The organism is Celeribacter litoreus, assembly GCF_020165855.1.
Classification (GTDB): Bacteria; Pseudomonadota; Alphaproteobacteria; order Rhodobacterales; family Rhodobacteraceae; genus Celeribacter; species Celeribacter litoreus.
The window spans coordinates 861,697-887,508 of record NZ_JAIUFY010000005.1; the positions used below are offsets into that span (position 1 = coordinate 861,697).

A 25,812-nucleotide genomic window follows, 5' to 3' on the forward strand; every position below is an offset into this window, starting at 1 on the left:
AAAGACCCCGAAACGGGGCAATTCCAAAAAAGGGCCGCAAAAGATGGTCCGAACAATTTGAGGCGAGTGGACATGTCGAGCAGGCAGTCCCCGAAAGTAGCGGTTCTCAAGGGTGGCCCCTCGGCTGAGCGCGAGGTGTCCTTGGTCTCCGGGCGTGAATGCGCCGAAGCTCTTCGGGGTGAAGGATTTGAAGTGGTCGAGATCGATGCAGGGGATGACCTCTGCGCGCGCCTTCAAGAGGTCGCGCCCGATGTCGTGTTTAACGCCCTTCATGGTCGCTACGGCGAAGATGGCTGTGTACAGGGCCTCCTCGAATGGCTGCGCATTCCCTACACCCATTCCGGTGTTCTTGCCTCTGCTCTGGCAATGGACAAGGAAAAGACCAAAGAGATTTACCGCCGCGAAGGTCTGCCGATTGCGCAGTCTGTTCTGGCGACCCATGGCGAGATCGAAGCCAGCCATGTGATGGCGCCGCCCTACGTGGTGAAGCCCTATGATGAGGGGTCGTCTGTGGGCGTCTATCTCATCCGTGAAGGTGATGAGACACCGGCGCTCTCCAAAGATCTTCCGCCCGTTCTGATGGTTGAGCAATTCGTTCCTGGACGCGAACTGACCTGTTCCGTCATGGGGGATAAGGCGCTCTGTGTGACCGACATCCTCACGGACGGCTGGTATGATTATGAGGCGAAGTATTCCGCCGGTGGGTCGCGCCATGTGTGCCCCGCCGAATTGCCGGAAGAGATCACGGCGGCCTGTCAGGACTACGCTCTGCGGGCACATAAGGCGCTCGGGTGCCGTGGTGTTTCGCGGACAGATTTCCGTTGGGATGAAGCGAAGGGTCTTGAAGGGTTGATCCTCTTGGAGACCAATACCCAGCCCGGCATGACACCTACGTCGCTCTCGCCGGAGCAGGCGCAGAAAAGCGGCATTACCTTTGGTGCCTTCTGTAAATGGATGGTGGAGGACGCGTCATGCGACCGGTAGACCCGTCCGAGTTTGCGAAAGGCCCGACCGAGGGCGGCTCTGCGCGGGTGTCTGAAGCTGTCGCGCGGGCGCTGCGTGCGCGTCGCGGCGATGCCGGTGCGCATCGCCCCCGCGATCCGGCACCGTCCCGCACGGCCTACCGGATGAACCGTCTCTGGCTCACGCCGTCGGTCCGCTTTTTCCTGCGCCGCGTTGCGCCCGTGTTGGCCGTCGCGGGTTGTGCTGCTATTTGGTTCGCATCCGAAGAGAACCGCCGCGCCTTCACCGATACCTATGCGGCCGCGAAGTTCGAAATTCAGAACCGTCCGGAATTCATGGTCAAGCTCATGGCCATCGATGGCGCATCCGAGGGGCTTGCGGAAGAAATTCGCGAAGTGACCTCGATCGATTTTCCGATCTCGTCCTTCTCTCTCGATCTACAGGAACAACTCAGCCGCGTTGAAGAACTCGATGCCGTCGAGAGCGCGGGGCTGCGCGTTCGTGCGGGCGGGATTTTGCAGGTGGATGTCAAAGAACGCGTGCCCGCGGTTGTCTGGCGCGGGAGCAATGGCCTCACGCTACTCGATGCAGAAGGGCACCGCGTTGCTGCGCTTGAGAGCCGCCTTGATCGCCCAGATCTCCCCCTGATCGCAGGGGAGGGTGCGGAACGTGAAGTGGCGCAGGCGATCAGACTTCTAAAAGCGGCGCGTCCTCTGGAGAACCGCTTGCGCGGCCTCGTGCGCGTCGGCGAGCGCCGTTGGGATCTCGTTCTCGATCGTGATCAAGTGATCATGCTGCCAGAAAAGAACCCGCTCGGGGCCTTGGCGCAGGTGATCGCGATGGATCAAGCCAAAGACCTTCTCGAACGCGATGCAACTCATGTGGATTTGCGTCGGCCAGATCGACCGACCCTTAGACTGACTGAAGCCGCCGTCTCCGAGATGGAGCGTTTGCGCGCGATAGAAATGGGAGTTTCTTTCAGATGACCGATCTCTATGACGCCCAGCGGGCCATGCGGAACATGCGCAAAGCGGCACTCCAGCGCGGTGTGATCGCCATTCTCGATGTTGGCACCTCCAAGATCGCCTGCCTTGTGCTCCGGTTCGACGGGGACAGCTTTACCGGTGGGGACGGTGTCGGGCCGCTCGCGGGGCAATCCTCTTTCCGCGTGATCGGTGCCGCGACGACGCGCTCGCGCGGTGTGCGCTTTGGCGAGATTGAAGCCATGGCCGAAACCGAACGTGCCATCCGTACGGCTGTGCAGGCCGCACAAAAGATGGCGCAGACGCGCGTCGACCACGTCATCGCGTGTTTCTCCGGCGGTCAGCCACGGTCCTATGGTCTGGCCGGTCAGGTCGAGGTCGAAACGGATGTTGTCTCCGAACAGGACGTCGCCCGCGTACTCGCCGCATCGGATGTGCCTGATTACGGCACGCATCGTGATGTGCTCCACGCGCAGCCAGTGAACTTTGCACTTGATCACCGCTCCGGCCTCAAAGATCCGCGTGGCCAGATCGGGCAGGACCTTGCGGTCGATATGCACATGCTCACGGTCGACTCTGCGACGATCCAGAACCTTCTCTACGCGATCAAGCGTTGCGATCTCGAAGTCGCGGGCCTCGCCTCAGGCGCCTATGTGTCCGGCATTTCCGCTCTTGTGGAAGATGAACAAGAGTTGGGTGCGGCCTGTGTCGATATGGGCGGCGGCGCGACGGATGTGTCGATCTTCATGAAGAAGCACATGATCTTTGCGGATTCCGTGCGGATGGGCGGTGATCACGTCACGTCTGATATTGCCATGGGGCTCCAGATCCCGCTCGCGACAGCGGAGCGGATCAAGACCTTCTACGGCGGCGTTGTGGCGACGGGAATGGATGACCGCGAGATGATTGAGATCGGTGGCGATAGCGGCGATTGGGACAAAGATCGTCGTACTGTGAGCCGTGCCGAACTCATTGGCATCATCCGTCCGCGGGTCGAGGAAATTCTCGAAGGCGTCCGTGATAGCCTTGATGCAGCGGGCTTTGAGCATTTGCCGTCGCAGCAGATCGTGCTCACAGGTGGCGCGTCGCAAATTCCGGGTCTCGTGACGCTTGCGCCGAAGATCCTCGGGCAGAATGTCCGCATCGGACGTCCGCTGCGTGTGCAGGGTCTACCGCAGGCAGCGACTGGCGCGGCGTTTGCCGCCTCTGTCGGTCTGTGCTTGTTTGCGGCCCATCCGCAAGACGAATGGTGGGATTTCGAGATTCCGGCAGAACGCTATCCATCGCGCTCTCTCAAGCGCGCGGTGCGGTGGTTCAAGGACAACTGGTAAGCAATTGCGCTTCGGCGCGGCTGCCTGTAGGATACGTGAAGAGGCAGTGATCCCGCGAAATGAGGATCTCGACCAAAATAGGCGCGATTTCATTCGTGCGTCCCATATGTCAGGCACCGAGCAGAGTTCCGACATGCCATAGAAATCCCATTCGGGATTTATCGTCGTTGTAGCGGTTTTTACCGTTCTCTAGATGTGCGACTGCCTCAATCAGCTAAATCTAGGTGAGTGCGCATAATCCCGCCGAAAATTGAAGAATTGGCCCCAGATTTTGTGGCGTGAATGTGTTTTCGGGGTGACGAACAGGCCGAAAACACGTAGGATTCTCCCAGGATAGGTAAAATTTGCCCGCGATTCAGGCGGGCAGGGACACGTCGGGTCTCCGGAAGAATAGGCCGGACGGACCCGTGTTAACAAAACAGGCGGACGATCATGGCTCTCAATCTGACGATGCCCGAGCGGGACGAGTTGAAACCGAAAATCACAGTGTTTGGTGTGGGCGGCGCAGGCGGAAACGCTGTCAACAACATGATCGAGAAGGAGCTGGAGGGTGTCGACTTCGTTGTCGCGAACACCGACGCGCAAGCCCTTCAGCACGCCAAGGCTCAATCGCGCATCCAGATGGGTGTGAAAGTGACCGAAGGTCTCGGCGCAGGCGCACGCCCCTCTGTTGGCGCAGCCGCTGCGGAAGAGAGCATCGAAGCCATCGTCGACCAGCTCGCGGGTGCGCACATGTGCTTTATCACCGCCGGTATGGGCGGCGGCACCGGCACCGGCGCAGCCCCGATCATCGCGCAGGCCGCGCGTGAGCTTGGTGTTCTGACCGTTGGCGTCGTGACCAAACCGTTCCAGTTCGAAGGCGCAAAGCGTATGCGTCAGGCGGACGAGGGCGTCGACGCGCTTCAGCGCATGGTCGATACGCTCATCGTGATCCCGAACCAGAACCTGTTCCGTCTCGCCAACGAGAAGACGACCTTCACCGAAGCGTTCTCCATGGCCGACGATGTTCTCTATCAGGGCGTGAAGGGCATTTCCGACCTCATGGTCCGTCCGGGTCTGATCAACCTCGACTTTGCAGACGTGCGTTCCGTGATGGACGAAATGGGTAAGGCAATGATGGGCACCGGTGAAGCCACCGGTGAGGATCGTGCGATCCAAGCCGCTGAGAAGGCGATCGCAAACCCGCTGCTCGACGAGATTTCGCTCAAAGGTGCGAAAGGTGTTCTCATCAACATCACCGGTTCGCATGACCTGACCCTGTTCGAACTCGACGAAGCGGCAAACCGCATTCGTGAAGAGGTCGATCCGGAAGCGAACATCATCGTGGGCTCCACGCTCGACACCAACATGGAAGGCGCCATGCGTGTGTCCGTGGTGGCTACTGGCATCGACGCCACTGCTGTCGCCGACGTGCCGATGCCGCGCCGTCGTCTGTCCGAGCCGCTTTCGGCCCCCGAGCAAGCTGCAGAGCCTGCTCCGGCCCCCGCACCGGAACCGAAAGCCGAGGCTCGCTCTTTCGAGCCGAAGGCAGCAGCAGTTCCTGAGCCGGCACAGCCGCGTGAGCCCGTGCAGCCGTCCCTCGATGTTTTTGACCCGCAGGTGAACACCCGCCGCGTCGAGGATGAGCCGACCGAGACTTTCCGCGCGCTCGAAGATGATCTGCCGCCGCCGGCCTACCAGCCGCGCCCGCAGCCCGCTCCGCAACCGCAGGCTATGCAGGAACCGGAAGCCGAAGCCTTTGTCGCACCGCGTGCACCTGCACCTGGCACACCGACGCCCGAGGCGCTTGCCCGTCTTCAGGCCGCTGTGTCCAAGCAGCCGCGTGCAGAGGCCCGTCCGGAACCGCGTGCAGAAGCACGCCCCGAGCCGCAAGCGGAACCAGCGAAAGCAGGTCGTTTTGGGATCAACTCTCTGATCGGTCGTATGACCGGCCACGCCGAAGAACCGCGTCAGGCTCCGGCCCCGCAACCGCAGGCCCGTTTCGGCGCTCAGCCGCAGGCGCGTCCGCAGGTTCACCAGTCCTACGACGAAGATCAGGACCCGAATCCCGAGGCAGAAAAGATCGAGATTCCTGCGTTCCTGCGTCGTCAGGCGAACTGAAAATAGCCGTCACAAACCGTTAATTTTGTGACACACAACATTCACGTTCACGACGTGTTACAGCATGGAAAGGCCGCCTTCGGGCGGTCTTTTTCGTTTTTTTACAATTACTTGCTGCGCTGCCGCGAGGATGTGCGCGGGAATCTGCCTTCTCACGGGGCGGGATGTTTCATTTCGTTACAATCTTTGAGTTGAGAGAAGGTTAAAGCTCGCGATACTTCGACTACATCATAAGCGCGGGTGGCATTCGACCGCCCGACATAGAAGAAACGTGAGGCCAGAGCCGTGCAAAAGACAGTCGCAAAGAACATCCGCTTCGACGGTGTGGGTCTCCACTCCGGCGCGCCTGTGCGCATGGTCGTCTCTCCAGCCCCTGTGAATAGCGGCATCACCTTTATCCGTTCCGACGTTGAGGCCGACGCGTCCGATACACGCGATGCGGTCATCCCGGCCCGTTGGGATGTTGTGGTCCCGTCGCAGCTCTGCACGCTGATCCGCAACGAAGACGGTGTCGAGCTTTCGACTATCGAGCACATCATGGCGGCCCTTGCTGGCTGTGGCGTCGTTAATGCGATCGTGTCCGTGAGCGGGCCGGAAGTTCCGATCCTTGATGGCTCAGCAGCTCCGTTTGTTGACGGTATTCTGGCCGCTGGCCTCGAAACACAGGGCGGTGCCCTGCGCGCGCTCAAGATCCTCAAGCCTGTGGAAGTCAAAACCGACACGGCCACCGCACGCCTTGAGCCGGCGGATACGATGGAGATCGATTTCCACATCGACTTTTCCGACAAAGCCATTGGGGTGCAGGATAAGCACCTGAAGATGTCGAATGGCGCGTTTGTGCGCGAGCTGTCCGACTGCCGCACCTTCTGCCGCAAGGCCGACGTGGATTACATGCGTGAGAACGGTCTCGCCCTCGGCGGCACTTTCGAGAACGCTGTTGTCGTTGATGACGCGGAGGTTCTGTCTCCGGGCGGTCTGCGCCGTGCGGATGAGCCTGTGCGCCACAAAATGCTCGATGCTCTTGGCGATCTGTTCCTCGCAGGCGCTCCGATCCTCGGGCGCTATGTCGGCGATAAATCCGGCCACGCCGTGACCAACCAGTTGCTGCGCGCGCTCTTTGCGACGCCGGGTGCCTGGGCCTATGTGACGGTGGACGGGGCGACTGCAGCGCGTCTGCCTGGAGCCGGTGTGAGCCACGCTGATCTCGCGGCCTGTGCCTAAGGCGCACCATGCCAAATAGACTGCCTCAGAGACCTGTGCGTGTTTTGGGGCAGACACTCTCTCAGCCGTGACATAAAATCCTGTGCAAAGACGTTTTGCACCGGATTTTTCTGTGCTAGGAGTGTGTCCACGACCCGCGAGAGACGGGGGGAGACGTTGAAGATAGGGCCTTTTATGACGGCAAGTAAAACAGGCGGATTGGGTGTGGCTCTTGGCCTCTCCATGGTTTTTCTGACAGCTTGCGGGGATTACGCGCCCACAGCGAACCTAGAGGGCTATCCGGCGGAAGAGATTTACGCCCGTGCCGAATACGAGATCACACAAAAAGATTTCGGGGATGCGGCTGAATTCTTTGGTGAAGTTGAACGTCTCTATCCCTATTCCGACTGGGCAAAACGCGCCTTGATCATGCAGGCGTTCTCCTACCACCGTGATCGTGATTACGAGAACGCGCGTGTCTCCGCGCAGCGCTTCCTCGATTTTTATCCCGCAGACGAAGATGCCGCCTACGCGCAATACCTGCTCGCGCTTTCTTATTACGACCAGATCGATGATGTGGGTCGCGACCAAGGGCTGACTTTCCTCGCGCTGCAAGAATTGCGCACGGTGATCGAGCGCTATCCCGACAGCGAATATGCGCGCTCTGCGATTCTGAAATTCGACCTCGCTTTTGACCACCTCGCCGCTAAAGAGATGGAGATCGGGCGGTATTACCTCAAGCGCAAGCATTACGCCGCCGCCTCGAACCGGTTCCGTGTTGTGGTCGAGAGCTTCCAGTCCACTCAGCACACGCCAGAGGCGCTTCACCGTCTCGTCGAGAGCTATCTGTCGCTCGGCTTGATCGAAGAGGCCCAGACCGCTGGCGCGATCCTCGGCTATAACTACCAGTCTTCGGAGTGGTATGAGGCGAGTTATGCACTGCTGACGCAGCAGGGACTTGAGGTCAAAGTGTTTGATAACAACTGGCTCGGCGCGGTCTATCGCCAGATGATCCGCGGCGAATGGCTCTGAGTCTGCAGGACGCACTTACATGCTGAGAAGTCTCGATATCCGGGACATGTTGATCATTGATCGGCTGGAGCTTGAGTTTCAGCCGGGTCTCAATGTGCTCACGGGGGAGACCGGCGCGGGGAAGTCCATTCTGCTCGACAGTCTTGGCTTTGTGCTTGGCTGGCGAGGGCGCGCCGATCTCGTGCGGGCGGGGGCGAAGCAGGGCGAAGTGAGCGCTGTCTTTGATCTGCCAAAGGGGCACGACGCTGAAGCGCTCCTCGAAGAGATGGGGATCGACACCGAGGACGGCGAACTGATCCTGCGGCGCGTAAATAGCGCGGATGGGCGTAAGACGGCCTGGGTCAATGACCGGCGGGTGTCGGGTGATGTGCTGCGACGGCTCTCGGACCTGTTGGTCGAGTTGCACGGGCAGCACGACGATCGCGGCCTTTTGAACCCACGCGGGCACCGTGTGTTGCTCGATGCATTCGGCGGGTTGGACGCGGCGCTCAAGGAGACGCGCGCGGCGTGGTCAGAACTTTCCCAAGCCCGCAAGGACCTCCGCGCGGCGGAAGCGACGCAGGACGCGTTGAAATCCGAAGAAGAGTTTCTGCGTCACGCTGTGTCCGAACTGGACGCATTGGGGCCAGAGGAAGGAGAAGAGGCGAAGCTCGACGCGGAACGCCGTCTGATGCAATCGGCAGAAAAGATCGCAGCGGACGTATCCAAGGCTTATCAGGCCATAGGATACGACGGTGGGGAGGGAATGCTCTCTGACGCGCTCAAGTGGCTCGAAGGGGCGTCTGACAAGGCCGAGGGCAAACTCGACGAGGCGATTGATGCCCTCGGGCGGGCTCTAAATGAATTGGCTGAGGCGCAGGCGGGTGTGGAAAGCTGTATCGAGGCGCTCCAGTTCAATCCGCATGATTTGGAGATGGTTGAGGAACGCTTGTTCGCGATCCGTGGCTTGGCTCGCAAACATGGCGTTCTGGCGGATGATCTCGGGACGTTTGCGGAGGATTTGCGAGAAAAACTCGCTGCGCTCGATGGTGGGGCAGCGGACCTTGCGAAGCTTGAGAAACGTCTGGCGACGGCACAGACCCTGTACGATGCGGCGGCGACTGCGCTGACGGGCGCCCGCATTGCGGCGGCGATGGAGCTTGATGCGCTGATGGCGGAGGAACTCGCCCCGCTCAAAATGGAGCGTGCGGTGTTCTCCACGGAGATTGCAGAGACGGACGCAGGGCCGGAAGGGCGCGATGCGGTGTCGTTTACCGTTGCGACCAACCCTGGCGCACCGGCGGGTCCGCTGAACAAGATTGCCTCCGGCGGTGAATTGTCCCGCTTCCTGCTTGCGCTCAAAGTTTGCCTGACCCGTGACCAGAACGGTGTGACGATGATTTTTGACGAAATCGACCGCGGTGTGGGCGGTGCCACGGCGGATGCCGTGGGGCGCAGGCTCAAATCTTTGTCGGACGAGGGGCAGGTGCTTGTCGTGACGCACAGCCCGCAGGTCGCGGCGCTGGGTGGGCATCACTGGCGTGTGGCGAAACGCATCGAGGATGGCATGACCCTCTCGGAGGTCACGCCTCTGGAAGACGGCGCGCGGGTCGATGAGATCGCGCGGATGTTGTCGGGGGATACGATTTCCGACGCGGCCCGAGAGGCGGCCCGCGCATTGCTCGCAGGCTAAATTAACGGCGCGAGGCGATTGGCCCCGCGCCTTTTTTCTTAGGGGATAAGCTTACCCGGATTGAGGATGTTCGTCGGATCGAGCGCCTTTTTGAGCTGACCCATAACGGCCCAAGCTGCGCCGTGCTCCGCATCCATCAGGCTCTTTTTACCAAAGCCGATGCCGTGTTCGCCCGTGATCGTGCCGCCGAACTTCAGCGCACGTTCCGCCATGCGGTGGGCGAGGTCTTTGGCGAGTTTGATTTCCTCGGTGTCGTTCGGGTCCACCAGAAGGATGGCGTGGAAGTTTCCGTCTCCGACGTGCCCGAGGATCGGGCCCTGGATCGGGGAGGCTTCGATGTCTTGCGCTGTTTCCTCGACCGCTTCGGCGAGTTTCGAGATCGGCACGCAGATGTCGGTCACAACGGCTTTCGCCCCTTTGCGGAGCGCGAGACAGGCCCAATAGGCGTGGTGGCGCATGGTCCAGAGTGCGTTGCGATCCTCTGCTTTGGACGCCCACTCGAAGTCGGAGCCGCCGAAGTCGTGGATGATCTCACCGAAAAGCTCGACCTGCTCGGCGACCGCGCCCTCGGAGCCGTGGAATTCGACGAAGAGATGCGGTTTGAGCGGGAAGTCCGCGCCAGAATACGCGTTTACGGCCCGCACGGATTCGGCGTCGAGAAATTCGATCCGTGCCATGGGAAGACCGACTTGAATTGTGGCGATTACGGCCTCAACGGCGGGGCCCATTTCTTCAAAGGAGCAGACTGCGGCAGAAATGGCCTCCGGCTGACCATGCAGCCGCACGGTCATCTCTGTGATCAGGCCAAGCGTGCCCTCGGAGCCGACCATCAGAGAGGTCAGGTCATATCCTGCCGCCGATTTGCGGGCGCGGGAGCCGGTGTGGATGATAGAGCCGTCCGCGAGCACGACCTCAAGCCCGATGACGTTCTCTTTCATCGTTCCGTATTTCACAGCCGTGGTGCCGGAAGCGCGGGTCATGGCCATGCCGCCGAGCGAGGCATTCGCACCGGGGTCAACGGGGAACATGAGACCCGTGGTGCGCAGCTCGACGTTCAATTCTTCGCGGGTGATGCCGGGCTGGACGATGGCGTCCATGTCGGCGTCATTGACGCGCAGCACACGGTTCATGCGGGTAAAGTCCACGACAATCCCGCCGGAAATCGCAAGCGTCTGCCCCTCAAGAGATGTGCCTGCGCCGAAGGCCGTTACGGGAATGCCGTGCGCGTGGCAAATCTTCATGATCTGAGACACTTCCTCAGTGCTTTCCGGATAGGCGACGGCCTCTGGTGGTGTCAGGGGAAACCATGTTTCGGAGAGACCATGCTGATCGAGTTCAGACTTGGAACGGGTGAGCCGAGTCTCTAGAACAGAGGAAAGCTCGGCGAAGGCGGTATCGGAGATCATTGCGGACTCATTGTCTGTTTCTTCGGCTGCGCGACCATAGGGGAAGGCGCCCGTCAGGGAAAGCAGGCAGCGGCGCACAAGAGGGGATACTGGACGAACATGTCCGAAACACCGGGATACCCGCGAAAGGCGTGGAAAGAGATCTGCGAAGGTCTGCGTGAGACGCTTGATCTCGTGCGTGCGAAGGGGCCGAGCCAGATCCAGTTCTGGTTCATTGCGCTCTTGATCGGGATCGCGTCCGGGTTCGCTGCTCTGGGGTTTCGTCTCGGCATCGACCGCTTGCAGAGCTTTCTTTACGGAACGTCCGACCTACGGCACCTGCACACGGTCGCGCGTGAGCTGCCTTGGTTCTGGGTTTTGACCCTTCCTGTTTTGGGTGGATTGGCCGTTGGCATCATCTTGAACTGGTTCACGCCGGACGGGCGGGTGCGCTCCGTCGCAGATGTGATTGAAGGCGCGGCACTCAATGCGGGGCGCGTCGAAAAGCGCGCGGGGCTTGCATCCGCTGCCGCGTCGTTGATCACTCTGTCGACCGGTGGGTCATCCGGTCGTGAGGGGCCTGTCGTCCACCTTGCAGCTGTCATCTCCACTTGGGTATCAAACCGCCTCCATGCCAACGGCATTACGGGGCGCGATTTGCTCGGCTGTGCGGTCGCCGCCGCTGTGTCCGCGTCCTTTAATGCGCCGATTGCGGGGGCGCTCTTCGCCCTCGAAGTCGTGCTTCGCCATTTTGCCGTGCATGCGTTCGCGCCGATTGCGATTGCCTCGGTCGCGGGGACCGTCATCAACCGGATCGAATTCGGCGGGGTGACGGAGTTTGTGCTCGCCGAAGAGGGGGCGTTGAGTTTTTATGTCGAGCTTCCCGCCTTTGTCATCCTCGGTCTGATTTGCGGCGTCGTGGCAGTGCTGCTCATGCGCACGATCTTTATGGCTGATGATTTCGGGACATGGGTGCAGCAGAAGACCAAGTTGCCCCCTGTACTGCGCCCTGCGGTGGCGGGCTTCTTGCTCGGCCTCATCGCGATCAAATTCCCGCATATCATCGGGGTCGGCTATGAGACGACCTCCTCTGCGCTGACCGGAGAATTGTTGCTCTGGACGGCCATTATGTATGCGGTGGTCAAAGTCGTGGCCGTGTCGATCACCATGGCGGGCCGCATGGGGGGCGGGGTGTTCTCTCCTGCGCTCATGGTCGGAGCGTTGACCGGATTAGCATTTGGCCTCATCGCCACCAGCATCTTTCCGAACGTGTCAGGCACGGTGACGCTTTATGCGCTCGCCGGTATGGGGGCGGTCGCCGCGGCGGTCCTAGGCGCGCCGATTTCGACGACGTTGATTGTGTTTGAACTCACGGGCGACTGGCAGACGGGTCTGGCCGTGATGGTGGCTGTGTCGCTCTCCACCGCGCTGGCGTCACGTCTCGTGGATCGCTCGTTCTTCCTCACCCTTCTGGAACGCCGCGATGTGCATCTGGCCGCTGGGCCACAGGCCTATCTGCTTGCGACGGTGCGCGTCCATCAATGCTACCGCGCGCCCGACGCGCCACGGGCGGCCTCCGAGAAGGACTGTCGCGACCTGATCTCGAAGGGTGTTTATATCTCGCCCAACGCGACGCTCGAAAAGGCGATGCCGATGTTCGAGAAGCACAACCTGATCTTTATTCCCGTCGTGACCTTGCGTGAAGACACGGGGCCGGAGCTTTACGGGGCGTTGTTTCAGGTCGACGCACTACGGGTGTTTTCGCGAAAACTCGCAGAGACGGCAGCGGAAGAGCATTCGTGATCATGCCTCCTGCGAACCAGAAACGCGGCACTCGTTAGAGCGCCGCGTTGGTCAATCACATAAATTTAAGCTGGCTTACAGCTGCTCGACAGCGGCCTTCTGCGGATAGAAGGCGACGTAACCTTTGACGCCGAGTGTCGCGTCTTTCGGCGTCTCGTAGGACCAGGCTGCATTTTCGATCACGACAGATTTGGTGTGGATGTCAAAGTGCTTGGCTTCGCCTTTAAAAGGGTTGCTGGAGACGGTGTCGGTCTCCTCGAGGAAGGCCATCGCGAGATCTTCGCGCGGGAAGTAAATGACAGGAGGAAATTCCCCCTCGCTCAGTTCCAATGCACGGTCGGTTTCACCCAATACCGCACCACCTGCTCGCACAACCCACTTTCCGCCAGCCGGACGGATCTTAATATCATCACCCATCTTTTCATCCCTCTATTCTTAAGTCGCGCGCACCCTATCAGGGTTTGTGCGTCAGGTATATGTCAGACTGGTGCAACCGCTTGTCGCAACCATGCACGGGCTTCCTCGGAAACGCGCGGGCCGATTTTTTCCCAAACTTCCGCATGATAGCTGTTGAGCCAGTCCCGTTCCCATGGCGCCAATTCATCCGCGAGGATGAGGTTGCGGTCAATGGGGACAAAGGTCAGGGTTTCGAAAGCGAACATGGTGCGATCGTCTGCGCCATCAAGGGCGGGGGCCTCTTGGACGACGATCAGGTTTTCAATCCGAATGCCGAACTTTCCTTCGCGGTAGTAACCGGGTTCGTTGGACAGAATCATGCCCGGCCGGAGCGGGAGCGTGGAGAGGCGCGAGATGCGTTGCGGGCCTTCATGGACGGACAGGTAGGAGCCGACGCCATGGCCGGTTCCGTGATCATAGTCACGTCCCTGCCGCCAGAGCGGCGCGCGGGCGAGGGCATCGAGGTGTGCACCTGCGACTCCTTTGGGGAAGCGGGTGGTCGAGATCCCGATCATCCCCTGAAGCACCGCAGTGAAAGCGGCACGTTCCTCAAATCCCGGGTCGCCGAGAGCGACGGTCCGCGTGATGTCTGTGGTGCCGTCCTGATACTGGCCGCCACTGTCGATCAGAAGCAATTCGCCCTCATGGAGCGCGCTGTTGGTGTCCTCAGTGACGCGGTAATGCACGATGGCGCCGTGCGCGCCGGTCCCGCAGATCGTATCAAATGAAATCTCTTTGAGAGCGCCCGTAGCACCGCGAAAGGCCTCCAGCTTTTTGACGACCTCGATTTCCGTGAGGTCCTCGATCGGTTGCTCGGAGAGCCAGTAAAGAAACTCCACCATCGCCGCCCCGTCGCGCAAATGCGCAACACGCGCGCCTTCAAGCTCAGCGTTGTTTTTGCACGCCTTGGGCAGAATGCAGGGATCATCTCCTGCGACCAGCTCCGCCTCAGACAGCAGGGCTTTGACAGCCTCGGGCGCGGTTTTGATGTCGACGAGGACGGGGCCGGTGAGCTCAGAGAGGGCCGCAGAAAACGCGTCTCTGGAGTGGACCGAGATGCGCGGATCGGGGCCGAGTGCGTCATATTTCTCTCTGGCGTCAAATAGCGACAGCTTGCCGTCCGTGGTCAGGATTGCGAAGGCTTGAACGACCGGATTGTGCGCGACATCGGTTCCCCGGATGTTCAAGAGCCAGCAGATGCTATCGGGCAGGGTGAGAACAACTGCTTCGGCACCACTCTTGCGTATGGCGTCGCCGATCTCGACAAACTTCTCTTCTGAGGTCTTTCCTGAAAGCTCAAAGGGCTGCTTGATCACGGGATTAGCTGGGCGCGCGGGGCGGTCCTGCCAAATCCGGTTCACGAGATTGGGGGTCGGAATCAATTCCTTGTCCGTGCCTTTGAGCAAAGATTTCAGGCGCGAAATTTCATCAATTGTATGGAGCCACGGATCGAACCCGATCTTTTTTGCATCCGTTTTCAGGAGATAGTCTCCGAGGCCGGTCGCGGGCCAATCGATGAAGTCAAAGATCTCGCCGTCGCACTGCTCGCGCACCTGAACCGTATAGCGACCATCGGTGAAAAGCGCGGCTTCACCCGCGAGGATCACGGCAAAGCCCGCAGAGCCAGTAAAGCCCGTGAGCCACGCCAGTCGCTCATCACAGGGCGCGGTGTATTCGCCCTGATGGGCGTCCGCGCGGGGCACGAGGAAGGCATCCACTCCGACATCCCGCATCGCGGAACGAAGGGCGGTCACACGCGGCGCGGCCTGTTCCGGTCGCGCAGTCACGTCAAAGGTCTGGAACATTTTGCAATGGTCCTTTCTGCATCTCTCAATGAACTAATTGTATGCCTCTCAGGAGGCGCGGCGCATGCCCATGACGCGCGCACGGGCCCGCGGGTCGGAATCGAACAGCGAGGCAAGTTGTTCTGTCATCGCACCGGCGAGTTGCTCGGCGTCGGTGATCGTGACGGCGCGGTCGTAATAGCGGGTCACGTCGTGGCCGATCCCGATTGCGAGCAATTCGACCTGACGCCGTTTCTCAATCATGCCGATCACGTCGCGCAGGTGCTTTTCGAGGTAGTTCGCGGGGTTCACAGACAGCGTGCTGTCGTCAACAGGCGCGCCGTCCGAGATCACCATGAGAATCTTACGCGCTTCCGGACGGCTCATCATCCGCTTGTGCGCCCATTCGAGCGCCTCACCGTCGATGTTTTCCTTCAGAAGGCCTTCTTTCATCATCAGGCCGAGGTTCGCGCGGGTGCGGCGCATCGGGGCGTCGGCGGATTTGTAGATGATGTGGCGCAGGTCATTGAGGCGGCCCGGATGCTGCGGACGGCCGGAATTCAGCCATTCTTCGCGGCTCAAGCCACCTTTCCACGCGCGTGTGGTAAAGCCGAGGACTTCGACCTTCACGTTGCACCGCTCCAGCGTGCGGGCGAGCACGTCGGCACAGATGGCAGCGATCGAAATCGGACGACCGCGCATAGAGCCGGAGTTATCGAGCAACAGGGTCACGACGGTGTCGCGGAACTCTGTGTCTTTCTCGACTTTGAAACTCAGCGGCGTCGTCGGGTTGGCGACCACACGGGCGAGGCGGCCAGCGTCGAGAATACCCTCTTCGCGGTCGAATTCCCAAGAACGGTTCTGTTGCGCCTGAAGGCGACGCTGCAATTTGTTGGCGAGGCGCGACACAGCGCCCTTCAGCGGCTCTAGCTGTTGGTCGAGATACGCGCGCAGACGCTCAAGCTCTGCAGGTTCCGCGAGCTCTTCGGCCATGATTTCTTCGTCATGCTCCGAGGAGAAGACCAGATAATTCGGGTCCGCATCGGACACAGGGGCGGGCTGCGGCGGTTCGACCTCTGCCTCTTCCTGCGGAAGCTCGACCTCTTCGGTCATGTCCTCATCTGACAGGTCGGTGTCAGAAAGCGTCGCTTCCTGCATGTCCTGCTGTTCTTCTTGCGTGCTCTCGGATTGAGCGTCGCTCTCGTCTTCCTGCTCCTGCTCTTCGCCTTGATCCTGAGGCTCTTCTTCCTGCTCGTCGGTTTCGGCGGACTGGTCTTCTTCGGGATCGGGCTGATCGGGGTCCTCGCCGAGCTGATCGCCGTAGCCGAGCTCTTCGATGATGCGGCGGGCGAGGCGGGCAAAACCCTTCTGATCTTCGAGCAGGTCGTCGATATTGTCGAAGGTTTCGACGGTCTGGCCGTCGATGAAGTCGCGCCACAGATCAAGGACGTTCTCTGCTGATTTCGGCAGGGTTCGGCCCGTTGCCTTTTCGCGGAGGTAATATCCCATCGCCTGCGCGAGCGGCGCATCTTCGCGATTCTTGATCCCGTCGTACCCGCGGCGCAGGGCATCGTTGTCGATTTTCGCGTCGATATTGCTCGCGGTGCCGGGCATGTGGCGGGCACCTGCGGCTTCGCAGCGGGCGCTTTCGAGCGCGTCGTAAATGTCGAACGCCATCTGGCCCTGCGGGGCATAGCGGTTGAACAGGCCCTTGTCGTGAAACCTGTGGCGAAGCGCCAACGCATCGGCGGTGCCGCGCGCGATCAGAACCTCTTCCTTGCTCATCCGCCGCGACACCTGCGGAAGACGCATGGTGTCGTTGCTCAGACCTGCTGGGTCCATCGAATAGGTCACCGTCAATTCGCTGTCATCGGCCATCACTTTGGTGGCCTCTGCGAGGGCTTTTTTGAACGGATCGGCTGGGTTTTCGATGGGCTTACTCATGCGATTGTTAAACCACGCGGAAAGGGGCTGAGCAAGGGAAAGCGCATTGCGCGGCCTATTCGTCATTGCACAGGAAGTCGCCTGCACATCGCACAGGTTCTGCGCATTTTCGCGCAAAACATAAGATTGAAACGATTCCGTGTGCGGCATTATTTGAGTGCAGACGGTGCGCAGACCTCTCCTCCTCCTCCCAACTGCTGCGCACAGAATGAAAGGACTACACTATGAGCGCACCTAAAATCGCTATCGTCATCGGCACCACCCGTGACGCCCGCTTTGCTGACACGCCTGCCAACTGGCTCCTCGAAAAAGCCAAAGAACTGAACACCGATCTCGATTTCGAACTCGTTGACCTGCGTGACTTCGATCTGCCGCTGTTCAATGAAATGGCGTCCAACCTCTGGATGCCGTCTGCAGACCTGAACGCCATCAAATGGCAGGAAAAAATGGCTGAATTCGACGGCTACATCTTTGTGACCGCAGAATACAACTCCTCTATCCCGGCGTCCCTGAAGAACGCACTCGACCAAGCCGGTAAAGAATGGGTCCGCAAGCCGGCCGCATTCCTCGGATACGGTGTTGTGGGTGCAGCCCGCGCAATCGAGCACCTGCGTGGCTCTGTCATCAACCTCCAGATGGTTCCGGTTCGCGCCTCCGTGCACATCTCCGGTTCCGACTTCTTCAAAGTTTCCCCGCTTGGTGCAGGCGAAGACTTCTCCACCATCGAAGCCAACATCCTCCCCTCTGTTGAAGCGATGCTGGGCGATCTCGCCTGGTGGACGTTCGCAACCAAATCCGCACGTGAAACCGAGGCAGTGGCAGAAGCCGCCTAAGATCACGCGCAACGACGTCCCTCGTAGAAGGCCCGCTTCCCCCCAAGCGGGTCTTCTCTTTTGTGGATCAGCCGCCGAGAAGCATGCTTCGACACTGTGTGAGTTGCTCGGATGCGATCGTTTCGGCCCGCTCTGCCTTTGCCTGATCAAAGGAAAACCGCGTTGTCGCACGTAATTCGGACTGTGCGACATGGCCCGCAATGCGCAGTTCCTCAAATGTTTCGGCGTCCGCCGGATCGATAGTTGCAGCAAGTAAATCGAGCATTTGCTCTTTGAGCAGATATAAATCGTGATCCTCGAAATGTGCCGCATCGGCGGACAGGCGACCTGCGCAATATGCAAAGTGCCGTGCGAGAGAGGAGGATGACGTGCTCGTGGCCGCGACGGCCGGAGTGATGCAGCAGAGGCTTGCGACGATCGCCGTTCCCCACGAATGTGTTTTGATCTTCCCCAGAGTTATTCCCATGCGCGCCCCCTTGTCATGGAACCGTTACATTCACGCTAGGGCGTGAGGGGGAGTCTGGCAAGAATTTTGTATATACTTCTGATATACTCGAAATATACACTTTGGACGGCGCCTCGATGCGACTGGCGCGCAAAGAAAACGGGCCCCCGAGGAGAGCCCGTCTAAAACATCTGATTGTGGCGCAGTTTAGCCGGCGACGGAGGCCGCAGATTCCGGCAGTTCCTCGTCAAAGCAGCGCTGGTAGAACTCGGCGACGGTCTGGCGCTCCAGCTCATCACATTTGTTGAGGAAGGTCAGGCGGAACGCATAGCCGACGTCTCGGAAGATTTCAGCGTTTTGCGCCCAGGTGATCACGGTCCGCGGGCTCATCACGGTCGAAAGATCGCCGTTCATGAAGGCGGTCCGGGTCAGGTCGGCCACAGAAACCATTTGAGAGATCGTCTGACGACCTTTCTCGTTGTTGTAATGCGGCGCTTTGGACAGAACGATGGCGCTCTCTGCATCGTGGCTCAGATAGTTGAGCGTCGCAACGAGGGACCAACGGTCCATCTGCGCTTGGTTGATCTGCTGAGTGCCGTGGTAGAGGCCGGTGGTGTCGCCGAGGCCGACGGTGTTCGCCGTCGCGAAGAGGCGGAAATACGGGTTCGGCGTGATCACTTCGTTCTGGTCGAGCAACGTGAGTTTGCCGTCATGTTCCAGAACGCGCTGGATCACGAACATCACGTCGGCGCGGCCTGCATCGTACTCGTCGAACACAATGGCGCAGGGGTTGCGCAGCGCCCACGGCAGGATGCCTTCTTGGAAGACAGTGACCTGTTTGCCGTCCACGAGTTTGATCGCGTCTTTACCGATGAGGTCGATACGGGAGATGTGGCTGTCGAGGTTCACACGCACCGACGGCCAGTTGAGACGCGCGGCCACCTGTTCGATGTGCGTGGATTTACCCGTGCCGTGATAGCCCTGAATCATCACGCGGCGATTGTGTGAGAACCCTGCAAGAATTGCGAGGGTGGTTTCCGGATCGAATTTGTAGGTCGGGTCCAGATCCGGCACACGGTCGGTCGCCTCGGCAAAGCCTTTGACGGTCATGTCCGTGTCGATGCCAAAAACGTCGCGCACGGAGATGACTTCGGTCGGTTTGAGATTGGCGTCCATATGTGGCCTCGTGTTGGCTAAATTTCGTCCGCACCTGTTTGCCCTGTCTGATCCATGGGTGCAAGGGGAGAGCGGGGGCATTTCTGCAAGGCGACCTCTGCAACTCGGAACGGGCCTCACGAATACGTGTGTGTTTGTGAATGAACCACATTCATCCAAGTTCACAGCTCGCCCCGTAGTCCCGGTAACTCTGACGCAAAGTTGGGGTCCATAAAGGGAGATACACAAATGAAACGCATTCTTACGACCGCCGCCGCCGCCCTCGTCGCCACTGCCGCTTTTGCCGATGGGCAGATGGGCAAGAACCCGATGGTCGGCGGTGCCGCCATGTACGCTGACAAAAACATCGTCGAAAACGCTGTGAACTCGGCCGATCACACGACCCTCGTTGCCGCCGTTCAGGCCGCCGGTCTCGTGGACACGCTTGCAAGCGAAGGACCGTTCACCGTCTTCGCGCCCGTCAACGCGGCATTCTCCGCTCTGCCTGAAGGCACTGTTGAATCGCTTCTGATGGAAGAGAACAAAGACCAGCTCACCAAAATTCTCACCTGTCACGTGGTCGCAGCGGATGTGATGTCCGAAGCGCTCGTCGGCATGATCCAGGATGATGGCGGTGTTCACGCAATCCCGACCGTCGGCGGCTGCACCCTCAACGCCATGGTCAAAGACGGCATGGTGATGATCGAAGACGAACAGGGCAACACCGCGACCGTGACGATCGCCGATGTCGATCAGTCGAATGGCGTGATCCACGTGATCGACACCGTATTGCTTCCCGCTATGTAATCTCCGAGGCCTTGTCAGGGCCCATGTGGGGAAGGGCGCTCCGGTCGGGGCGCCCTTTTTTATTTTGGATCGGGTTTGCCTCGGCGTAACGGTGTGCCTAGATAAGGACAAATGAAAGTCCGTGTGGAGACAATGACATGAGCGGCCTGCTGGCACTATTGGATGACGTCGCGGGGATCGCGAAAGTGGCGGCGGCGAATGTTGATGACATCGCCTCTCAGGCAGCAAAAGCCTCTGCCAAGGCGGCTGGCGCGGTCATTGACGATGCGGCAGTTACGCCGAAATACCTGACCGGATTCGCCCCCGCCCGCGAATTGCCGATCGTGGGCAAGATCGCGTTGGGGTCCATCCGCAACAAACTCCTGATCCTGCTGCCCGCTGCGCTCTTGCTCGCGAGTTTCGCACCGTGGCTGATCACGCCGCTCCTGATGCTCGGCGGGTCCTACCTGTGTTTTGAAGGCGCGGAAAAGGTCTATCACCTCTTCAAACCCCACGCCCCGCATGCGGACGGGCACAAGGAAGAAGAGGGAGACCCAAGCCATCTCGAAGAGCAGAAAGTCGCAGGCGCGGTGAAGACCGACTTTATCCTGTCGGCAGAGATTATGACGATCATCCTCGCGGCGCTCGACACAGATCAATCCATCTGGTTTCAGGCAGGTGCGCTCGCGCTCGCGGGAATTATCATCACGGTCGTTGTCTACGGCAGTGTCGCACTGATCGTGAAAGCGGATGACTTTGGACTTTGGCTCGCCCGCGTCGGGCGGTTGTCCGTCACGCGCACCATCGGGCGCGGGATCGTGAAATTCATGCCCTACCTTATGAAAGTGCTCATGATCGTCGGCACGGCAGCCATGATTTGGGTCGGCGGGTCGATTGTGATCCATGGGCTTCATGAACTCGGGATGCATCACCCCTATGAAGACATCCACCACATCGCTGAATTGACTGCACATGCTTTTGAGAGCGCGGCCGGCTTCGTGAACTGGTTCGTGACGGCCTTTTTCGACGGTATTTTCGGCCTGATCTACGGGTTGATCCTCATTCCCATCGTGGCCAAAGTGATCAATCCCGTAATCCAAAGTGTTCTGCCCAAAAAGCAGCATTGATCGCACCTTACGTCTCGTAAGTTTATGATTTTAATTACTTAAAACTTGACGCCCTTCGGCGCATTGGGACGGTGAACCAAAGGTTTTCCATTCTACGTGCCGAGGTTGTCATGCGCTCTTCGAAAATTTCTTTCATACTTCTCCCATCCCTCGTGGCTCTGACCACTCTGACCGCTTGCGTCGAGCCGGGAACGACCGACACACAGACGTCCCGCGCGAAAGGTCCGACACTTACGTTGCCGGAAATGGTCGCACAAAATAATGCGCTCGTTGCGAACACCTTGGATGCGCAGGCGACGGAGAAGTGTGGTGACAAAGAGAGTGTTCGGCAAGAAAAGACGGACTGGCTCACCGAGAGAAAAGGCCGGTCGTCGTATAACTCCACGCGGGAGTATCGTGAATCTCACAAGCTCGCACGCGATTGGTTTGTGGAGGCCATAGATTGTCGTCAGAAACTCGTTAATAAGGCGGCGGTTGAGCGGGGATACGAGCTTGGTTATGCCCAAAATGTTTACGACAGTTTGGAAACGGCAGCGGTAGAAAACTCTCTCGAACTCCGTGCGCCCAATACGCTCGGCGACGAGATTCAGGCTTTCGAGGAAACACAGGCCAAGGTCATAAGCGGTTTGGCGTTGGAAGAAAATAACATCAAAAGGTCTGAGGCCTATCGCCGCGCAGAGGCGGCGAGTTGGGCAAATGCATTCAATGCGGCGGTCACAAACTTTTCCGCCAACTACGGCACGCCGGGGTATAGCGCCGGGAACGTGAACAGCCTGAACTCCTTTGCCAATTCACTAAGCACCGCTGCGGGCCGTGACGCCATCCAAGTCTACTCTTACAACCTCGGCACCTATGAGACGATCAAGAATGTCTATGGGACGGGCGGTGGCTCCGGATCGTCGAGCGGATTCCACCTGACTATGAGTGAGAGCGGCGGCGATCACATAGCTGTGGCCAATCAAAACGCCGAAAAGCTGTGCTTAGGGAATGGCAATCAGACGGTCTATTGTAAGGACCTCGACAGTCACAATAAGCAAATGGAAGCGGCTTGGGAAAAGCGTCGGGTCGAAATGATGTGTACTCCCATACCCAGAGTACCATTTAAATGTGCGGAAAGCCTCTCATCCGAGCAAACAGGGCCAAGCACGGTCACTGACCGATAGGTTCGCACGCAGCATTTCCAATAAAAAAGGGACGGCCTGAACCGTCCCTTTTTCTTTTCTCAACTGCCGTTCGTCACTTGAACCAGCGGCTGTCCTTGAGTTGGTCCCATGCCCAGACAACCTGTTGCAACTGCTCTTCCTGAGAGCGGTCGCCGCCGTTGACGTCGGGGTGAAGGATTTTGATCAGGGACTTGTACTGTTTCTTGATCTCGGCCTTGGTCCAGTGGTCTTTGGCCTCAAGAATGTCGATGGCCTGACGTTCCACCGGCGGCAGCTTGCGTGTCGGGGCACCGGGATCGGACTTGCCCGGATTGCGCGTCGCGTTTTCACCGAGAACCTCATGCGCATCGTCGATGCCCAAACGTTCCCACGCGCGCTGTTCTACAGACTTGCGGCCGAACGGCTTTGTCGGACGGTCGCCGACTTGGGAATCCTTATAGGCCCGCTCCATCTCTGCTTCTGTCGCGTTGGTGAAGAAGTTCCATTGCAGGTTATATTCGCGCACGTGTTCTTTGCAGAACCATTTGTACTGATCGAGATGATCAGGGGAGCGGGGTGCACGATATTGGCCGGGTTCATCACAGCCGTCCCACTCGCATTTCCGTTTCGAGGTCTCGAACGCGCCAGACATACCGCGCCGTCCGCCGCGTCTGTTCTTTTTCGCGGAAGAAACCGACATATCAAAACCGAAGGGGTCTTTTTTATCCATCTGCCTCAAACCTTTTCGACTCGGACGCAAGACTTTAGATGAGAATGACAAAATGGAAAAGGGTGGTGAGATGAGAATTGCCGACGAAATGGAAAAGCGCCTGACAGAGGCGTTTGCGCCCACTGCGATGGAGATCGTGGACGACAGCGCAAGCCACGCGGGCCACGCAGGTGTCGAGGGCCTGTCGGGTGAGACGCATTTCAACGTCATGATCCGCTCTGCGGCGTTTGAGGGGCAATCCCGCGTGATGCGTCACCGCATGGTGCACAAAGCCTTGGGCGATCTCGTGCCGCGCATCCATGCGCTCGCGCTTGATCTCGACGTTTAGGACTCGCGGTCTTCGGCGATTTCGTCCGCGACGTCCGGGGCAACGGCGCGTGCCTTCGCGCCTGCGCCGTCTTCGACGACGGACGGGAAGGGGGCTGATGCCTCTGGCACAGAGCGGCTTGCAGAGAGGGGTTTAGGCGCTGCCTCCACCTCTGTCGTCTCTGGCACGGCGGGGGCGATTCCTGCCTCACGGCGGAACACCAGAATCGTGTGGTAGTTCACGGTCTTGGACGTAATGCCGGAGCGTTCTTCCATCGGGACGAGGTCCGCACGCAGGTATTCCCAGCCGTCCGCGGCCTTCTCATTCAGGAGCGTCGTCATCGCCTGTGCAATCCGTCCCTCCGCGCTTTTGACGCCTTTGGCTTTCTCGCCTTTGCGGGGCGCGGGGATGGTCAGATACTCGTAGAGGGGCATGGAACTCTCCTGGATGACGAAGCCAAGGTTTAGCGTTGGAAGGCTGAGGGTCAATAGCAGCGATCACGCGGGGCCATTTGACAGGGATATGGAGCGGCCCGCCTGCGGTGGTGTTGGGAGCGCGGCGTGCGCGTCTTTCATCGCGGTCAGCTTTTCTACGACCTCGGGCGGGAAGGGAACAACGCGCGGGCCGGACATATCGACGTGGAGCAAAAGCTCCTCGGCCGTCGCGGACAGCCAGCCGTCCTCATGCCAGATTTCGTGAAACAGGATCATGCGTTTGGCGTCAAAATCGAGGAGCTGCGTGCGGACCCGTGTGATGTCGCCGAGCTTCAGTTCACGCTTGTAGCAGATGTGGAATTCGGCGGTGTAGGTCGTGTGGCGCGCGGACTTCGCATAGGCCTCACCGAGCCCGATGAGCGCATACATCTGATCGCCGCCCTCATCTGTGATCGCCGCATAATAGGCCATGTTGATATGGCCATTGTAATCGACCCACTCGGGGCGAACGGCGATGGGCGTGGATATATGGGGAACGGGCAAGGTCATGGCATGAAAAAGCCGCCCCGAGAGGCGGCTTTGTGATCCTTAGAGGCCGAGCTTCTGTTTGACCAGTTCGTCAACCGCTTTCGGGTTGGCCTTGCCCCCCGTCGCTTTCATGACCTGACCGACGAACCAACCGGCGAGTTTCGGGTTGGCTTTTGCCTTTTCGACCTGCGCAGGGTTGGCTGCGATGATCTCGTCCACGGCGGCCTCGATGGCACCGGTGTCGGTCACCTGCTTCATGCCGCGTTCTTCGACGATTTTCGCCGGATCACCGCCTTCTGTGTAGACGATCTCGAAGAGGTCTTTCGCGATCTTACCGGAAATGGTGTCCGCTTTGATCAGCTTGACGATCTCGCCGAGTTGCTCGGGCGACACGGGGCTATCGGTGATCTCGTGGCCTTCTTTTTTCAGGCGACCAAAGAGTTCGTTGATGACCCAGTTTGCGGACAGCTTTCCATCCTCGCCAACCGCGACAACTTTCTCAAAGAAGTCGGCGTTTTCAGTTTCGGCGGTCAGAACGCCTGCGTCATACTCGGAGAGGCCGAAGTTCTTCACAAAACGCGCTTTCTTCTCGTCCGGCAGTTCCGGCAGCGTTTTCGCGATATCGTCCACCCACTCCTGCTCGATCTCCAGCGGGAGAAGGTCAGGGCAGGGGAAGTAGCGATAATCGTGGGCTTCCTCTTTGGAGCGCATGGAACGGGTTTCGTTCTTCGCTGCGTCATAGAGGCGGGTTTCCTGATCGACGGTGCCGCCGTCTTCGAGGATCGCGATTTGACGGCGTGCCTCGTAGTCGATGGCGGCCTGAATGAAGCGCGTGGAGTTCATGTTTTTGATCTCACAACGGGTGCCGAGATGCGAGAAGTCCTGCGTTTCCTGATATTTCTCGTACTGACCTGGACGGCAGACCGAAACGTTCACGTCTGCCCGCAGGTTGCCGTTCTGCATGTTGCCATCACAGGTGCCGAGGTAGCGCAGGATCTGACGCAGCTTGAGCACATAGGCGGCGGCCTCTTCCGGTCCGCGGATGTCGGGGCGCGACACGATTTCCATGAGCGCCACACCGGTGCGGTTCAGGTCGACGAAAGACATTGTCGGGTCCATGTCGTGGATCGACTTGCCAGCGTCCTGTTCGAGGTGGATGCGTTCAATGCGCACCTTGCGGGCGACACCCGGCTCCATGTCCACGATGACTTCGCCTTCGCCCACGATCGGGTGGTAAAGCTGCGAAATCTGGTAGCCCTGCGGAAGGTCGGGGTAGAAATAGTTCTTACGGTCGAACGCGGAGAACAGGTTGATGTCTGCTTTGAGGCCAAGGCCCGTGCGCACAGCTTGTTCGACGCAGTATTCGTTGATGACGGGCAGCATACCGGGCATGGCCGCATCCACGAAGGACACGTTGGAGTTCGGCTCGTTGCCGAATTTGGTAGAGGCGCCGGAGAACAGCTTCGCCTCGGAGGAAACCTGCGCGTGGATTTCCATACCGATCACGAGTTCCCAGTCTTCTTTGGCGCCCTGAATGACTTTGGGCTTCGGGGTGGCGTATTCGAGATGGTCGAGCATCGGAGATCGGTCCTCAAGATGGCGTTTCTTCGCCTTCTAGGACAGGGGCGCGTGGGGAGCAAGAGGGCAGGGGCTTGCAAGTGAGGCAACGAGG

General features: G+C 59.4%; 23 protein-coding genes. 13 read left to right on the forward strand and 10 right to left on the reverse strand.

From position 1 onward, the window contains the following. Positions 1–72 precede the first annotated feature (72 nt). From LA304_RS06290 to recN, 7 genes are all read left to right on the forward strand, one after another. Positions 73–984, forward strand: a complete 912-nt coding sequence (locus tag LA304_RS06290) for a D-alanine--D-alanine ligase (protein ID WP_224502255.1) — start codon at positions 73–75, stop codon at positions 982–984. Further along, positions 972–1,949: a cell division protein FtsQ/DivIB gene (locus tag LA304_RS06295; protein WP_224502256.1), complete on the forward strand. Its 978-nt coding sequence runs from the start codon at positions 972–974 to the stop codon at positions 1,947–1,949. The genes LA304_RS06290 and LA304_RS06295 overlap by 13 nt, the downstream gene beginning before the upstream one ends. After that, a complete protein-coding gene (ftsA, locus tag LA304_RS06300) occupies positions 1,946–3,277 on the forward strand; it encodes a cell division protein FtsA (protein WP_224502257.1) in 1,332 nt (443 codons plus the stop codon). The genes LA304_RS06295 and ftsA overlap by 4 nt, the downstream gene beginning before the upstream one ends. 432 nt (positions 3,278–3,709) lie before the next feature. Beyond that, positions 3,710–5,377 carry a cell division protein FtsZ gene (ftsZ, locus tag LA304_RS06305; RefSeq protein WP_224502258.1) on the forward strand — a complete coding sequence of 556 codons (1,668 nt, stop codon included), beginning with the start codon at positions 3,710–3,712 and terminating at the stop codon, positions 5,375–5,377. Between the two features lie 285 nt (positions 5,378–5,662). Continuing rightward, a complete protein-coding gene (gene lpxC / locus LA304_RS06310; RefSeq protein WP_224502259.1) occupies positions 5,663–6,598 on the forward strand; it encodes a UDP-3-O-acyl-N-acetylglucosamine deacetylase in 936 nt (311 codons plus the stop codon). A gap of 174 nt (positions 6,599–6,772) precedes the next feature. Further along, complete coding sequence (locus LA304_RS06315) at positions 6,773–7,609, forward strand: outer membrane protein assembly factor BamD (RefSeq protein ID WP_224502260.1); 837 nt, start codon at positions 6,773–6,775, stop codon at positions 7,607–7,609. A gap of 19 nt (positions 7,610–7,628) precedes the next feature. Beyond that, positions 7,629–9,281 carry a DNA repair protein RecN gene (recN, locus tag LA304_RS06320; RefSeq protein WP_224502261.1) on the forward strand — a complete coding sequence of 551 codons (1,653 nt, stop codon included), beginning with the start codon at positions 7,629–7,631 and terminating at the stop codon, positions 9,279–9,281. Between the two features lie 38 nt (positions 9,282–9,319). Here the strand turns inward: recN and LA304_RS06325 are convergent, their stop codons facing one another. Further along, positions 9,320–10,687 (reverse strand): FAD-binding oxidoreductase, encoded by a 1,368-nt coding sequence (locus LA304_RS06325; protein ID WP_224502262.1) that lies wholly within the window; start codon positions 10,685–10,687, stop codon positions 9,320–9,322. Positions 10,688–10,786: 99 nt separating this feature from the next. On the opposite strand from LA304_RS06325, the gene LA304_RS06330 reads away from it, so the two are divergent. Next, positions 10,787–12,469, forward strand: a complete 1,683-nt coding sequence (locus LA304_RS06330; RefSeq protein ID WP_224502263.1) for a chloride channel protein — start codon at positions 10,787–10,789, stop codon at positions 12,467–12,469. A 75-nt stretch (positions 12,470–12,544) separates the two neighbouring features. Here LA304_RS06330 and LA304_RS06335 read toward each other — a convergent pair whose 3' ends face one another. The 3 genes from LA304_RS06335 to cobT all read right to left on the reverse strand — a co-directional run bounded on the left by LA304_RS06335 (position 12,545) and on the right by cobT (position 16,653). After that, complete coding sequence (locus LA304_RS06335; RefSeq protein ID WP_224502264.1) at positions 12,545–12,886, reverse strand: DUF427 domain-containing protein; 342 nt, start codon at positions 12,884–12,886, stop codon at positions 12,545–12,547. 62 nt (positions 12,887–12,948) lie between these two features. Then, positions 12,949–14,730 (reverse strand): aminopeptidase P family protein, encoded by a 1,782-nt coding sequence (locus LA304_RS06340; RefSeq protein WP_224502265.1) that lies wholly within the window; start codon positions 14,728–14,730, stop codon positions 12,949–12,951. A gap of 48 nt (positions 14,731–14,778) precedes the next feature. Continuing rightward, the gene (cobT, locus tag LA304_RS06345) at positions 14,779–16,653 is read right to left on the reverse strand and encodes a cobaltochelatase subunit CobT (RefSeq protein ID WP_224502266.1); all 1,875 of its coding nucleotides are present in this window, start codon (positions 16,651–16,653) and stop codon (positions 14,779–14,781) included. 224 nt (positions 16,654–16,877) lie between these two features. Between cobT and LA304_RS06350 the strand changes: the two genes are divergently transcribed. Next, complete coding sequence (locus LA304_RS06350; RefSeq protein WP_224502267.1) at positions 16,878–17,486, forward strand: NADPH-dependent FMN reductase; 609 nt, start codon at positions 16,878–16,880, stop codon at positions 17,484–17,486. 67 nt (positions 17,487–17,553) lie between these two features. On the opposite strand, the gene LA304_RS06355 is transcribed toward LA304_RS06350, so the two are convergent. Both LA304_RS06355 and cobS read right to left on the reverse strand, forming a co-directional pair. Next, positions 17,554–17,952: a hypothetical protein gene (locus tag LA304_RS06355; protein ID WP_224502268.1), complete on the reverse strand. Its 399-nt coding sequence runs from the start codon at positions 17,950–17,952 to the stop codon at positions 17,554–17,556. A 186-nt stretch (positions 17,953–18,138) separates the two neighbouring features. Continuing rightward, complete coding sequence (gene cobS / locus LA304_RS06360; RefSeq protein ID WP_224502269.1) at positions 18,139–19,107, reverse strand: cobaltochelatase subunit CobS; 969 nt, start codon at positions 19,105–19,107, stop codon at positions 18,139–18,141. Between the two features lie 228 nt (positions 19,108–19,335). On the opposite strand from cobS, the gene LA304_RS06365 reads away from it, so the two are divergent. The 3 genes from LA304_RS06365 (at position 19,336) to LA304_RS06375 (ending at position 22,162) form a co-directional block, all read left to right on the forward strand. After that, a complete protein-coding gene (locus tag LA304_RS06365; RefSeq protein ID WP_224502270.1) occupies positions 19,336–19,893 on the forward strand; it encodes a fasciclin domain-containing protein in 558 nt (185 codons plus the stop codon). Positions 19,894–20,030: 137 nt separating this feature from the next. Further along, the gene (locus tag LA304_RS06370) at positions 20,031–20,999 is read left to right on the forward strand and encodes a DUF808 domain-containing protein (protein WP_224502271.1); all 969 of its coding nucleotides are present in this window, start codon (positions 20,031–20,033) and stop codon (positions 20,997–20,999) included. A 152-nt stretch (positions 21,000–21,151) separates the two neighbouring features. Beyond that, complete coding sequence (locus tag LA304_RS06375; protein ID WP_224502272.1) at positions 21,152–22,162, forward strand: hypothetical protein; 1,011 nt, start codon at positions 21,152–21,154, stop codon at positions 22,160–22,162. A 73-nt stretch (positions 22,163–22,235) separates the two neighbouring features. Here LA304_RS06375 and LA304_RS06380 read toward each other — a convergent pair whose 3' ends face one another. After that, positions 22,236–22,871, reverse strand: coding sequence for a DnaJ domain-containing protein (locus tag LA304_RS06380; RefSeq protein ID WP_224502273.1), 636 nt, complete (start codon positions 22,869–22,871; stop codon positions 22,236–22,238). A gap of 70 nt (positions 22,872–22,941) precedes the next feature. Here LA304_RS06380 and LA304_RS06385 point away from each other — a divergent pair, with 70 nt between their 5' ends. Beyond that, a complete protein-coding gene (locus tag LA304_RS06385) occupies positions 22,942–23,199 on the forward strand; it encodes a BolA family protein (protein WP_224502274.1) in 258 nt (85 codons plus the stop codon). On the opposite strand, the gene LA304_RS06390 is transcribed toward LA304_RS06385, so the two are convergent. The 3 genes from LA304_RS06390 to gatB form a co-directional block, all read right to left on the reverse strand. After that, positions 23,196–23,612 carry a DUF4177 domain-containing protein gene (locus tag LA304_RS06390; protein ID WP_224502275.1) on the reverse strand — a complete coding sequence of 139 codons (417 nt, stop codon included), beginning with the start codon at positions 23,610–23,612 and terminating at the stop codon, positions 23,196–23,198. The genes LA304_RS06385 and LA304_RS06390 overlap by 4 nt on opposite strands. A gap of 63 nt (positions 23,613–23,675) precedes the next feature. After that, entirely contained in the window at positions 23,676–24,161 is a 486-nt protein-coding gene (locus LA304_RS06395) for a thioesterase family protein (RefSeq protein WP_224502276.1), read from the reverse strand. A gap of 39 nt (positions 24,162–24,200) precedes the next feature. Next, the gene (gene gatB / locus LA304_RS06400) at positions 24,201–25,718 is read right to left on the reverse strand and encodes an Asp-tRNA(Asn)/Glu-tRNA(Gln) amidotransferase subunit GatB (protein ID WP_224502277.1); all 1,518 of its coding nucleotides are present in this window, start codon (positions 25,716–25,718) and stop codon (positions 24,201–24,203) included. Positions 25,719–25,812 lie beyond the last annotated feature (94 nt).

Excerpts from the sequence above, each read along its gene's own strand:
- LA304_RS06380 (WP_224502273.1), bottom strand. The coding sequence starts at position 22,871 with ATGGATAAAAAAGACCCCTTCGGTTTTGATATGTCGGTTTCTTCCGCG.
- LA304_RS06370 (WP_224502271.1), top strand. The coding sequence starts at position 20,031 with ATGAGCGGCCTGCTGGCACTATTGGATGACGTCGCGGGGATCGCGAAA.
- LA304_RS06340 (WP_224502265.1), bottom strand. The coding sequence starts at position 14,730 with ATGTTCCAGACCTTTGACGTGACTGCGCGACCGGAACAGGCCGCGCCG.
- LA304_RS06350 (WP_224502267.1), top strand. The coding sequence starts at position 16,878 with ATGAGCGCACCTAAAATCGCTATCGTCATCGGCACCACCCGTGACGCC.
- ftsZ (WP_224502258.1), top strand. The coding sequence starts at position 3,710 with ATGGCTCTCAATCTGACGATGCCCGAGCGGGACGAGTTGAAACCGAAA.
- LA304_RS06315 (WP_224502260.1), top strand. The coding sequence starts at position 6,773 with ATGACGGCAAGTAAAACAGGCGGATTGGGTGTGGCTCTTGGCCTCTCC.
- recN (WP_224502261.1), top strand. The coding sequence starts at position 7,629 with ATGCTGAGAAGTCTCGATATCCGGGACATGTTGATCATTGATCGGCTG.
- cobT (WP_224502266.1), bottom strand. The coding sequence starts at position 16,653 with ATGAGTAAGCCCATCGAAAACCCAGCCGATCCGTTCAAAAAAGCCCTC.
- ftsA (WP_224502257.1), top strand. The coding sequence starts at position 1,946 with ATGACCGATCTCTATGACGCCCAGCGGGCCATGCGGAACATGCGCAAA.
- LA304_RS06395 (WP_224502276.1), bottom strand. The coding sequence starts at position 24,161 with ATGACCTTGCCCGTTCCCCATATATCCACGCCCATCGCCGTTCGCCCC.
- LA304_RS06335 (WP_224502264.1), bottom strand. The coding sequence starts at position 12,886 with ATGGGTGATGATATTAAGATCCGTCCGGCTGGCGGAAAGTGGGTTGTG.
- cobS (WP_224502269.1), bottom strand. The coding sequence starts at position 19,107 with ATGGACGCCAATCTCAAACCGACCGAAGTCATCTCCGTGCGCGACGTT.
- gatB (WP_224502277.1), bottom strand. The coding sequence starts at position 25,718 with ATGCTCGACCATCTCGAATACGCCACCCCGAAGCCCAAAGTCATTCAG.
- LA304_RS06330 (WP_224502263.1), top strand. The coding sequence starts at position 10,787 with ATGTCCGAAACACCGGGATACCCGCGAAAGGCGTGGAAAGAGATCTGC.
- LA304_RS06295 (WP_224502256.1), top strand. The coding sequence starts at position 972 with ATGCGACCGGTAGACCCGTCCGAGTTTGCGAAAGGCCCGACCGAGGGC.
- LA304_RS06390 (WP_224502275.1), bottom strand. The coding sequence starts at position 23,612 with ATGCCCCTCTACGAGTATCTGACCATCCCCGCGCCCCGCAAAGGCGAG.
- LA304_RS06365 (WP_224502270.1), top strand. The coding sequence starts at position 19,336 with ATGAAACGCATTCTTACGACCGCCGCCGCCGCCCTCGTCGCCACTGCC.
- LA304_RS06290 (WP_224502255.1), top strand. The coding sequence starts at position 73 with ATGTCGAGCAGGCAGTCCCCGAAAGTAGCGGTTCTCAAGGGTGGCCCC.
- LA304_RS06355 (WP_224502268.1), bottom strand. The coding sequence starts at position 17,952 with ATGGGAATAACTCTGGGGAAGATCAAAACACATTCGTGGGGAACGGCG.
- LA304_RS06385 (WP_224502274.1), top strand. The coding sequence starts at position 22,942 with ATGAGAATTGCCGACGAAATGGAAAAGCGCCTGACAGAGGCGTTTGCG.
- LA304_RS06325 (WP_224502262.1), bottom strand. The coding sequence starts at position 10,687 with ATGATCTCCGATACCGCCTTCGCCGAGCTTTCCTCTGTTCTAGAGACT.